Genomic DNA, 11,765 nt, shown 5'->3' with positions numbered 1-11,765 from the left:
CGTTTTTCTTACAGTCCCCCCTCAAACCCACGAAAATGATTGCGACGCGTTTAGCGCGGATGTCTACCTCACTACTCAGCGTGTTATACCACCCCGGTTGGATCAAGAGACAGGGGGACGAGTTGAAAACATTTTAAAGCAGTGTTTTGTCAGGGAAGTGCGCGCGCGCCTCGACCGCCAGCCGGTAACAAAATTAGTCAACTCGATCGCGTTCATCGTGCAGATGACTCAGCGGATCTCGAAGTCGTATTCAAGGAAGGCCCGAACTTTGCCATGTGCTCCCCAGAGCTTCCTGACTGTAAGTGCTAAGGTTATTCCCTTTGGCGCAGGTAGTTTTAGAACAAAGTGGTTACATTTGGCTGGCTAGATAGCAGGCATCAGGCAACTATGGTATTCCCAGCTGCCTTCCTTGAGTTGCCGCTCGCGCTCACACCGGTGTCGTAGTAGCCGCGGGAGCGGCGATCAAGGCACATGACGGCTTACTACTCGTGCGCTTCGTGTATAACTTCGGTAGGCTTCGGAACAATCCTGGCGCCAACAGCTAAGGGTGCTTTTTGAAAGGGCGGTTGTGTCGTGGATCCGGTTACGTTGATTGTGGCAGCACTGGTGGCGGGAGCCACCTCAGGAGTGACAGATACTGTTTCCCAAGCCGTCAAGGATGGGTATGCAGGGCTGAAAAACGTACTAGCTGTGAAGTTCGCTGGCAACCCTAAGTCCGAACAAGCGCTGGCTGACTACGAGGCCGACCCCGACACCTACGAGAAACCACTGGCCAAGCAGCTTAAGGAAACCGGAGCAGACCAGGACACCGAAGTCCTGGCAGCAGCGGAGGCAGTCCTCAAAGCAGCCGAACAAGCCGGAGTGAAGACGAAATACCACATCACAGTGACCGGCGGGAAGGTCGGAATCATCGGGGATCATGGAACCGTAACCTTCAACTAGCTGGCATTTCGCCCACGTCAGTGACTGAATTGGAGGTACTGGAATGAACAAGCCCCAACAGGACCCTGACAAGGCAACGGTTCCCGCCGTCAACGTGTCGGGTGGGACAGTCGGCGTGATCGGCGATCACGCCACAGTGGTGATGCCACGGCGGTCATTGAGTTGGCCGATGGTTCTGGGTTCTGCCCCACGCGTGGCTTCGGCGTTCCAGCCGCGGACAGCGATCATTGAACAGATAGCCCCAGTCGCCGGCACGGATGCGTCGCAGCATGCAGCTGCGTGGGTGCTGTCGGGGACCGGCGGTGTGGGCAAAACGCAGATTGCTGCGGGCATGTTTGCTTCCAGCTCGGCGGACCTGCGGGTGTGGGTGAACGCAGAATCCCGGGAGTCGGTGCTTGTCAGTTTCGCCGAGGCTGCCATCCACCTGGATCTTGCCGATGTCGATGGTGACCCGGAGCAGTTGGCCGGTTTGTTTCTAGGATTCCTGGCCGCCACGAACCGGGCATGGTTGGTGGTGCTGGATAACATCGATGCAGTTCCCGATCTCGCCGGGCTGTGGCCTCCGGCCGGCGGGCACCTGATCGTAACTACCCGTCGTCGGGACGCAGCCCTCTCTGGTGCTGGCCGGACAGTGAGCGATGTCGGCGTTTTCATGGAGGCAGAAGCCAACAATTACCTGCACGAGCGCATAAGTCCCCTGCTGGAGGACTTGCCTGAGGACGCGCTCACCGACAGCGGCGAGCTGGCTGAGGATCTAGGCCGGTTACCGTTGGCATTGGCACAGGCCGCAGCCGTGATCATCGACCAAGGCATCACCTGCACCCAATATCGCACCTGGTTCGCTGACCGCACCCACGCGTTGGACGAGTTGTTTCCGACGGACGCAGACGCCGACGGGTACGCCAAGACAGTGGCAACAACCTGGGAGCTGGCCGTAACAGCCGCCGACCGTATCAACCCGACCGGATTGGCCCGCCCCATGGCGGTTCTAATTGCGATGCTTGATCCCGCCGGGGCACCCGAAACGGTACTGACGAGCCAAGCGGCCTGCACTTACTTGTCGGAGACGACCGGAACACCAGTCACCGGACTCATGGCGCGGAAAGCGCTGCGGGCTTTGCATCGCCTATCACTCATCGACCACGACCTTGGCCTCGGCAGTGCGCCCGCGGTACGGATGCACAACCTGACAGGCCGGGCCATTCAACAAACCCTCAGCCCGGAAGCAATCACTACAGCCGGCCGCAGCGTGGCCGACGGGCTACTCGAGATCTGGCCCCCGATCGCAGATAACCCCCTGCTGGCGGAATCGCTGAGGTCCAATACAACTGCCCTAGCCAGCACCGCTCCTACCGGGCTATGGGACAGCAACGGAGCCCATCCCCTACTATTTCGCAGCGGACAGTCCCTCAACGAAGCAGGACTAATCGGACCAGCCATCCAGTACCACCAGGAACTATACGAGGAGGCAAAGCAACGGTTTGGAACAGACCACCCGGTCACGCTAGTTTTACAGAACACTGTCGCCTATGCCTACCAACTTGCGGAAAAGCTCGACCAAGCGATACCCCTCTACGAACGAAACCTCGCTAAGTGCTTGCAAATTTTGGGACCAGACCACCCGGGGACACTGGTAACTCAAAACAATCTCGCGTACTCGTACCAGACATCGGGAAAACTTGAGCAGGCAATCTCGCTTCATAAGCAAACCATAGCGACCCTCCAACGGATCGTGGGACCAGGCCATCCTGACACACTTAATTCGCGAAATAACCTCGCCTTGGCCTACCAGTTAGCAGGAAAGCTAGACCAAGCCATCCCACTTCATGAGCAAAACCTTGCTGACTTCCAAAGCACCTTAGGACCAGAACACCCGTCCACCTTAAATGCACGAAACAATCTTGCTGGCGCCTACCAAGAACATGGACAGTTCGACCAAGCCATCCCACTTCATGAGCAAAACCTTGCTGACTTCGAAAGCACCTTAGGACCAGAACACCCGTCCACCTTAAATGCACGAAACAATCTTGCTGGCGCCTACCAAGAACATGGACAGTTCGACCAAGCCATCCCACTTCACAAACAAAACCTTGCTGACTTCGAAAGCACCTTAGGACCAGAACACCCCTCCACCTTAAATGCACGAAACAATCTTGCCGGCGCCTACCAAGAACATGGAAACCTCGACCAAGCAATCGAACATTACGAACGAAACTTTTCCGAATATCGAAGACTATTGGGCCCAAATCACCCCTACACGCTGCGATCGCAGAACAACCTTGCTGGCGCTTACCAGACTGCGGGAAGACTCAATCAGGCGGTCCCCTTATTCAAACAGAACCTCACCGAATCACAGAGGATTCTGGGACCAGAACACCCGGATACGCTGCGGTCGCGGAATAACCTCGCGAATGCCTACCACCAGCAGGGAAAACTCGACCAAGCCATCCCTCTATACGAACAGAACCTCGCCGAATCACAGAGTATTTTGGGGCCACACCACCCCTCAACTCTGACCTATCTAGAGAATCTTGCTAATGCCAAAAGTCATCCTCAGTAGTGATTGAGTGGAACTCAAGCGGGCGACCTAATGTACCAAAGTTTTTTCGAGGGTATTCTAGTTGTAGGAAAAATGAAAAGTTGCCACAAATTCCGTCCGTGTTTCAACCCAACCTGACTTCCGAGGGCGCAACAAAATAGGTTTCGTAACCGTTGGGTGCGACACTTTCCGTCAGGACAATACCGCTTCCCCGCCAGCGCTGCTTCCCTCCTGTTTTGCATCCCTATGACGCAAGCAGAGGTGCGGAATCGCTAAGGAGCAGTCGGTTTTAAGACAGTTTCTGGCTTACCAACGCAGAGGAGCACGTAGCGTTCGGTATCCGTTCCCTGTCGTTCTCGTCCAAGGGGACAACACTCCACTGGGGTGGCGCCTCAGTACATAGGCTGAGGACGGGCGCCGGGAACTACGTGGAGTTAGTGGTCGCCTGAAGCTGGTGCCGCAGCCCCACCAGCATGGTGCGGTTTCGGGCTCCGGTCTTGCGGAGCATCGCGCCCACGTGCTTCTCCACCGTCTTGGCGGAGATCCCGAGGCGCGTGGCAATCTGCTTGTCCGCCAGCCCCTCGGCCAGCAGGTCGCGCACCTCCAGTTCGCGGACGGTCAGGTGAGCTGTGCTCGGCGTTGCCTCGGCTGCTTGCCGCGTCTCGGCGAGCCGCGTGAAGATCGCCCCGTCCAGCAGGGCGTCACCGCGGGCGGCAGCGACGACGACGCGCGCCACCTCGGTGGGCGTCGAGGACAGCGAGAGAAAACCCCGCACGCCCGACGACGCCGCTGTCGCCAGCTGCTCGTCCGTGGGACAGTCGACGACGGCGACCACGGGCCGCTCGACGGTGTCCCCGCTGGTCACTTGGGCCCCGGCGTACTGGCCGAGCAGGTGCTCGTCGAGGACAATCATGTCCGGTTGCAGCAGGGACACCGCGTCGGTGAGGTCCTCGAAAGTGGCGAGTTCACCGAGCACGTGGACGGACGGTTCGGAGGTTTCCAGCAACCGGACGAGCCCGGCCCGGACGAGCGGCTGGGCACAGGCGACGATGACCTTCCAGCGGTCCCGGGAGGCATCGCCGTTGGAGGAGTAGGGCACCTGCGCGCGGATGCTGGTTCCCCAGCCTGGGGTCGAGTCGACATGAAGTTCACCCCGGAGGTAGTGGGCGCGGGCCGCCATGCCATGGAGGCCAAGCCGGCTGCACTGCACGCTTACTGCATCACTCGCGATGTCCGGGCGCTCGAAGCCGCGCCCGTTGTCCTCGACCACCACGGTCATGCCGGTGGTGTCGTAGAAAATGCCTACTCGGCACGTGGTGGCTCGGGCATGGGCGACGACGTTGGCCACAGCTTCCTGGATAACCATGAAGAGCTGGTGGGCGACGACGGGCGCCAGTTCGTGCGGTTCGCCGGTCACGAGGAGCGTCAGGTCGATGGGGTAACTGCTGCCGACACTGTCGAGTTCTCGACGTACTGCCTCTTCGAGAGTACTGCCGGCAAGGCTGGACGGTGCGAGGCCCAGCACGGAGCGTCGGGTCTCGAAAAGCGCTTCGTGGGCGAGCACGCGGGCGGAGTCGATGTGCTGGATGGAGTGCGATCCGCCCGGCGTCGCCCTGTCGGCCCGGTCGAGGTGCAGCAGGAGTGAGCCGAGCGACCGGCCGATGGTCTCGTGGACGCTTTGAACGACCCGTTCGCGTTCACCTGCGACCGCCGCCTCGCGCGCCTTTGCTGCGGCGGCCTGGTGGAGCCGGGAGTTCATGATGGCGATGGCGGCGTGGTTGGCGAAGAGTTCCACGAGGGAGGCGTCTGCTGCGGCGAAGTTGCGGTCCGGGCCACCGCTGAAGATCGCGAACGTGCCGATGATGGCCCCGTCCCACGCGATGGGCACTCCGATGACGGCGCTCCCCCAGCGTGGGTCAGCGGAGTCAATGTGGCCGTTGGGCACGGACGCATAGCGGTCGAGAATGACCGTTCCGCGCGTGGCGACGATTCGGCCGGTCAGACCCTCGGTCAGTGGAAAAGTCTGGCCCTGGTGGCACCCGACGCCCTGATCCACTTCCTTGCGGTAGTACCCCTCGGCTTCATGGACTATCGAGATGGAGCCGCTCTCACAGTCGAGGAGTGCGACGGCGTGCCCGAGGACGCGCTCGAGTAGCGGGACCAGCTCAAATTGCCCGGCGAGATCTCCGGCGAGCTCGGTGATGCGGTCAAGTTCCGAGAGCGGGGTCTGAGTCGGGCGATTCTGGCTCTGGTTCGGCGTGGGAAGCTGCGGCATGTACGGCACCTGTCTCCTGCAACCCGGCGCGACGCTGCGCACGGGCCTTCAGGATAGCGGGCCGAGTGCAAGGTGCGGCACAGTGCCTACCAATTCTCCTAGCGGACGAGCGCTGCCATCGCCGCGCTTATCCGCCAGGAGGATGCTGCGACGTAGACAGGTTCCTCGTTGCGAGATCACATCAGTAATCTGCTGTGCAACCATAGCCCCATGAGTGATACCACAAGCGACGAGTCCAAAGCGGCCGGTTCCGATCGTGATCACACAGTCATACCCAGTCACCTCTGGGATTACGCGCAGGATCAGTCTGTTCTTACCGAGGCCGCCCAGGACATCCGCCGGTACCTCGAGGAACTTGCCCGAAGAGGGAGCATAAATCTGCACACGATCGAGTCTCGCGCCAAAAGCCTTTCTTCTTACCAAAATAAGTCTGAAAAGGAACTTGAAGATGGCTCGCGTAAATATTCTGACCCTGCTACTCAGATTCATGACTGCGTTGCCGCACGGGTCATAGTATTCACGACTCGAACCAGGAACGATCTTGCCGATCTCATTGAGAACCACGCAGAAGTAATCGAGCGCGTGAACCCCGGCGATCTGAAACACAACGGATATGACAGCGAACACTTAGTCATTAAGAGTCTTAAGAAGCAAGATGAACGCGCTCGCTATGGTGCCCTTGGTAAATATTTCGAGAAATACCGCGGGCTTGAAATCCAGATTAGGAGCGTAGCCGGTCACGCTTGGGCCGAGTACGAACACGATCTTCGCTACAAATCCGGAGCTTACCAAGAGCTCTCCGACGACGGTAAAGGCCAGATAAATCAATGGTTTATTGAAGCGGGTGGCATGCGGAGATACATGGACGAGATTTTCGAACGTATCGAGGCGAGAGTTTTCATTGGAGAGCAGGAACTACCGCAACCGGTCGACCATGAACCTCCTTTGGCGCAGCAAGAGGGGGACGACATCGATGACGATCTTGCTGAATACGACGATCCTCGCCCTCTTGATGAGGAAGCGCTTCGGGATGTCATAACAGCCCGCTTTCCAGGTTACGACACCGGGCAGACGGGAGCTGTAGAAGAGCTACTGACCCATCTTGAACAATTGCGGGTCTCAACAGTTGGCGAGCTCGAGGCTGCGCTCGTGAACCTCGAACAGGGCCAAGTTGCCCGACTCATGGACTACCCAAGCGACACAAGCGGAGTTAGAAGGTTGGATGATGAATTGCTGGCAACCTTCACGGACACATATGTAGAGACTGCATTGGGGGAGGATCGAAAGCAGTTTCTCCGCCTCCGCTTGCGCAGAGTCCGCGGAAAGTTTGCGATCTACACTGTCGAAGTCGCTAAGCGACCGTCGCGGCTTCTGACCGCGGCAAGTGCAGTTCGCGAAACTGCGAAATTAGTCGCGAACCTCGGTGGTGTTGATTTGGTTTCCATCGAAGGAGCAATCTCCACCGAACGAAACCATCTAAATCCTTCCACTAAGGCGAGGACTATTAGGACCCAGCACGGACCAATCTTCGTCGCCACGAACATGACCCGGTCGTGGGCGGAGAGCATCATCAAAGAGTTGATCCGGCGGGTCCCCAACCACTCTATCCGAGTACTGCGAGCGGGTGATTTGCTTATCGAATCGTCAGCGAGCAAATTACTTTAGGCTCGTGCGAATAACAAAACTCGCGGTACGAGACTTTCCCCACTTCGGGGCTGCAGGATAGCGGGCCGCCGTGGACCTCAGGTTCCGTTGTTTCCCAGAACCTGAGGATACGACTTACCGCAAGCAACCTTGCAACCGCACGACCTGTTGTCCCTAGTTCCCAGGCCCAAACTGGGTTACGTGACCAAGCTTTTCGTGCGGCGGTGAGTTCCAATCAAGCAAGCGGCGATACCCGTGATCGCGAGTGGCAGGAGGAAAGAGCACATGGCCTGACGTCATCGCCCCGGTGCCTAACCATTCGAGCGCGTCACCTAGTTTAATCTCAACCACACCAACAACCTGTTCCTTCATAGATCCAAACGGCACTCCGCCACTATCTAGTCGAGAAGGTGCTATGAGTGCTCCATGCTGCGCGTGAGGTCGTAGGTACACTGATGGAACCGCATAGCGAAGGTCAACAAATCTCGTTGAAGGCCCGACTCGATAGCCAGGCACGGAAGTGGGGTCGATAGACCCAGTTTCGAATACTGCGATATATGCTTTCGCGTCTGGCCCTTCCTGGGCGATGGACCGCCTTCGATGATGCGCGTATCTTCCCTCCGTAATTTGCTGATGACATGCGAACCAAAGGGCAATCCAAATATTATCCACAACGTCCAGCCAACGCGTTTTCAGCCCGTAATGCTGAAGTAGAGGCTCAACGACAGCCCGATAAGTCCCACTCACCAGCGCATTCGGGTTGTCCTTGACAAACTGAGACTGCTCATTGCATAAATGCAAACTCGAGAAATTCTTGTTATGACGGCAGGCGCAGTCCTGCCCGTATATCGAGGATATGTAATCCTTCAATTTTTCTGCGTAGTCTGCATGACTGTTTTCAGTCAGTGAGCGAAAGCCCGTTGCCGTCATATCATCGTAAAGCTGCGACTGCCCGCGATAGAGAACAACACCTGCCTCGCACGTGAACTTCAACCATCCCACTACTTGGGTTAGAGCATTGGGATCCGAGATAGAATAAACGGTCCAACCACCTTCAAGCCGTTGGTCAACCCCACTGAACGTTGCCTTTCCTCGCATTTTTCTCCTAGGTAGTCGTTCGCCGCACTAAGCTCGAAGCATAAGTTCCGGCTAGTGACATTAGTGTGATGCTGGTTCGCACAAGATCCGGTGTGCGTCACCAGTCAAGGCGGGATTTATTGCGCCACCGCTGCTGCCTCTGCAAACACATCTGCCGGCATGGGACGGTGCAGCTTCCACGTGATCGCGATGGGCTTCTCACCCGAGTGCTGTACGTAGTCCACCGCACCGAGGCAGGTGTAAGGCACGGCGAGCCCGGTCTCGTCCTCTGCAGTGGGCCGCGTGAAGATCAGTATTTGAGAACCGTGCCCCTTCCGGTCCAGGTACCGGCGCCCAGTCGGGCTTGAGGGCGAGGTCGCATTCTGAGATTCCCAGTGGAACAGCTCAGGACTGATCGCATAGTCCTTGTACATCGTCGACGCTGAATGATTCTTGTCGTCCTTGTTGAGCGTAACGAAGAAGGCGTCCGTGGAGGTTTGAGAACACCAGGCAACGCCTTCGCGGTGCTGCACGTTCTTCCCCGCTTCGAGGGAACCGTAGTTCAGCGCGGCGAGTACCTCCTCTCGGCGGTAAGTGGCGTGCGACAGGAGTGGAATGTGCTGCAAACCTAAGCCGAGGCCCTTGCCCGCGTGCCGCGATGTCGCCACCCCAAGCTCAATCAACTGCCGAATCTCGCTGCACACGAAGCGGTATTGGCGAAGGTGATTGAGGCCGGCGTCGTACGTGCTGAATCCGCCGCCGTCGTTCCAGAGTGTATAGAACAGCATGCGCGCGAAGGTCTGCTCGCGCGGACCGAGATCGGCGTAGGGCGGGCACGACGGATCACAGAGCTTCGCATACGCCTCTCCGCGCTCGGGGTCATCGACGTGAAGGAAACGCACCATCCGACCAAGGAGCTTTTGCTCGTCTGGAGTGGACAGTGCGAGGATCTGCAGGCCCGTGCCGGCTTCCGCGAGGGAACCGATCAAACCGGCCTGACGTAGGTAGCCGGTCCAGGAGTCCTTTGCGTTTCGATACAGCTGCTTAAGGTCGTTGCCAGACTTTTCGAGATACGAAGCCAAGTTCGTCTCGCCATAGGACGCAATGTCCTGGATAAGCTGCTTCCGGCTGAACCGAAGCTGGGACCTGATGTTGTCGAGTACGACCTTCTGAGCGAGACGATCGAGGATGATCTGCGACCCCGACGGGAGGTATGGGAACTCATCCTCCACGGCCTTCTCAAGTTGCTTCCGTCCGTAACCAGTAAGGGCTCGGTACCGGAGGTCGAACCGGAACTCACGGCGTTGTTGGCCGATGAAGTCCAACACCGTGAGTACAGACTTCCCTTCAGCTCTCCTAAGTCCACGGCCAAGTTGTTGGAGGAAAACCGTCGAGCTCTGAGTGGGCCGCAGGAGGAGCACCGTGTCTACCTGCGGTAGGTCGAGGCCCTCGTTGAAGAGATCGACGGTGAAGAGACAGTTGATAGTTGAGTCTCGAAGCTGCGCGAGGGCGAGCGCCCGCGCAGCGTCGTCGGTACCACCATCGATCGCAAGTGAGCGGATCCCCGCCCGGTTGAAGACCTCTGCCATGTAGTGCGCGTGCTGAACTGATACGCAGAACCCGAGCGCGCGCATGTCGTCCGTATTGGTGACTTTGTCACGCACTTCTCGGATCACCTTCGCTGCGCGGGCGTCGTTCCCCGTGTAGAGGCGGTTGAGTTGTGCAACGTCGTAGTTGCCGCGCTTCCATTCCAGCTGGCTGAGGTCGACGTCGTCTGACACTCCGAAGTAATGAAACGGCACTAGGAGGTCAGCGTCCAAAGCATCCCAGAGGCGAAGTTCGCTCGCAGTCCGACCATTGAAGAACTGCTGAGCCACGTCCACGCCGTCGCCCCGTTCAGGAGTGGCCGTCAACCCGAGCAACTGCTGGGGGCGGAGATGGTCGATGATGCGGCGATAGCTTGGCGCCATGGCATGGTGGAATTCGTCAATTACGACGACGTCGAAGGAGTCCGGTTCCAGCGTTTCGATTCCGCGCGAGGCGAGCGATTGTACCGACGCGAAGACCTGGTTCCACTGCGTCGGCTTGTTGTCTCCCACGTAGAGCTCGCCAAACGCGCCGTCCTGCATGACAGTGCGATACGTACTCAGCGCTTGCTTCAAAATCTCCTGCCGATGCGCCACGAAGAGCAGCTTGAGGCGCCGGTCCACTGCTTCGCAGAGGCGCTGATAATCGAGAGCGGCAATGACGGTCTTACCGGTGCCGGTTGCCGCAACCATGAGGTTTCGCGTGTGACCCTTGAGTCGTTCAGACTCGAGATCCTCGAGCATCTCGATTTGATGCAGGTACGGCTCTAACTCAAGTCCAGTTTCGGTCTTTGGTGAACCAGTGCGTCGACCACCGTTTCGTTCGAGCGCCGCATCAAGTTTGTCGCCGTCCCGCTCAGGGTCGTAGGACTGAAAGGCGCGCTGCGCCCAGTAGCTATCGAAGGTCACCTCGAACTTCTTGAGCAGGTCTGGCGTGGCGACGGAGCTGAGGCGCACGTTCCATTCCAGCCCGTCGACCAAAGCTGCCTTGCTCAAATTTGAGCTGCCCACGTAGGCCGTGTCAAAGCCGGTATCGCGACGGAACAGCCACGCCTTTGCGTGCAACCGCGTCGCTTGCGATTCGTAACTGATCTTGACCTCAGCGCCGTATCGATTCACCAACTCGTCAATGGCTCGGCGTTCAGTAGCACCCATATAGGTGGTCGTGATGACACGGAGTTTCACGCCTCGTTCGGCTAGCCGCTCGAGCGTCGGGTGGAGAAGCCTGAGACCGGTCCATCGCACGAAGGCACAGAGTAGGTCGACCGTATTCGCTGACTCCATCTCAGCACGCAGCTCCGCCGCAAGGTTCGGCTCATCTCTGCCGTTTGTGAGGAGCGCAGAATCCGAAAGTGCTGTCGTAGGCCGCCGCAGGTCGCGCCGCTTGATTGACTCAGGCTTGTGCAGTGATAGGAGCTGGGACGGCCCCTCATCGATCGCCTCGTCCGCTGACAGTGCCACTAGGAGCTGATTTGCTAGGCCGAGCCGACTCTCCGGCTCGGCCTTGAATAGCGCGTCCCTCATCACCCTTGCTAGGTGCCGAGACACGGCGGCCAGCGTGTCACTTTCGCCTAGCGGCTCAACTCTTGCTTCCAGCTCAGATGAAGTTGCCATCCGCTCGGAAAGCAAGCGAGTAACGAGCGATTCGTAAAGGCCTTCGGGCAATGATTCCCGAGCCTTCCCCCCAAAGTCTTTGTGCACC

Annotated in this window: 6 protein-coding genes; 3 read left to right on the top strand and 3 right to left on the bottom strand. The window is 58.4% G+C overall.

All coding sequences use genetic code 11. The features are described from left to right. Positions 1 to 573: 573 nt before the first annotated feature. Complete coding sequence (locus P5G52_RS15760) at positions 574 to 942, top strand: hypothetical protein (protein WP_301229263.1); 369 nt, start codon at positions 574 to 576, stop codon at positions 940 to 942. A 43-nt stretch (positions 943 to 985) separates the two neighbouring features. After that, a complete protein-coding gene (locus tag P5G52_RS15755; RefSeq protein WP_301229261.1) occupies positions 986 to 3,502 on the top strand; it encodes a tetratricopeptide repeat protein in 2,517 nt (838 codons plus the stop codon). Between the two features lie 403 nt (positions 3,503 to 3,905). Here the strand turns inward: P5G52_RS15755 and P5G52_RS15750 are convergent, their stop codons facing one another. Next, the gene (locus P5G52_RS15750; protein ID WP_301229259.1) at positions 3,906 to 5,756 is read right to left on the bottom strand and encodes a hybrid sensor histidine kinase/response regulator; all 1,851 of its coding nucleotides are present in this window, start codon (positions 5,754 to 5,756) and stop codon (positions 3,906 to 3,908) included. A gap of 210 nt (positions 5,757 to 5,966) precedes the next feature. Between P5G52_RS15750 and P5G52_RS15745 the strand changes: the two genes are divergently transcribed. After that, entirely contained in the window at positions 5,967 to 7,421 is a 1,455-nt protein-coding gene (locus P5G52_RS15745) for a nucleotidyltransferase family protein (RefSeq protein WP_301229257.1), read from the top strand. Positions 7,422 to 7,574: 153 nt separating this feature from the next. Here P5G52_RS15745 and P5G52_RS15740 read toward each other — a convergent pair whose 3' ends face one another. Continuing rightward, positions 7,575 to 8,498: an FRG domain-containing protein gene (locus P5G52_RS15740; protein ID WP_301229255.1), complete on the bottom strand. Its 924-nt coding sequence runs from the start codon at positions 8,496 to 8,498 to the stop codon at positions 7,575 to 7,577. Between the two features lie 116 nt (positions 8,499 to 8,614). Further along, a complete protein-coding gene (locus P5G52_RS15735; protein WP_301230153.1) occupies positions 8,615 to 11,728 on the bottom strand; it encodes a DEAD/DEAH box helicase in 3,114 nt (1,037 codons plus the stop codon). Between the last annotated feature and the right edge of the window lie 37 nt (positions 11,729 to 11,765).

This window comes from Arthrobacter burdickii (genome assembly GCF_030433645.1).
In the GTDB taxonomy this organism is placed as follows: domain Bacteria; phylum Actinomycetota; class Actinomycetes; order Actinomycetales; family Micrococcaceae; genus Arthrobacter_D; species Arthrobacter_D burdickii.
Note: the sequence above shows the minus strand (reverse complement) of the source record. Positions and strands in the feature narration are given on the sequence as shown.

Excerpts from the sequence above, each read along its gene's own strand:
- P5G52_RS15740 (WP_301229255.1), bottom strand. The coding sequence starts at position 8,498 with ATGCGAGGAAAGGCAACGTTCAGTGGGGTTGACCAACGGCTTGAAGGT.
- P5G52_RS15755 (WP_301229261.1), top strand. The coding sequence starts at position 986 with ATGAACAAGCCCCAACAGGACCCTGACAAGGCAACGGTTCCCGCCGTC.
- P5G52_RS15745 (WP_301229257.1), top strand. The coding sequence starts at position 5,967 with ATGAGTGATACCACAAGCGACGAGTCCAAAGCGGCCGGTTCCGATCGT.
- P5G52_RS15750 (WP_301229259.1), bottom strand. The coding sequence starts at position 5,756 with ATGCCGCAGCTTCCCACGCCGAACCAGAGCCAGAATCGCCCGACTCAG.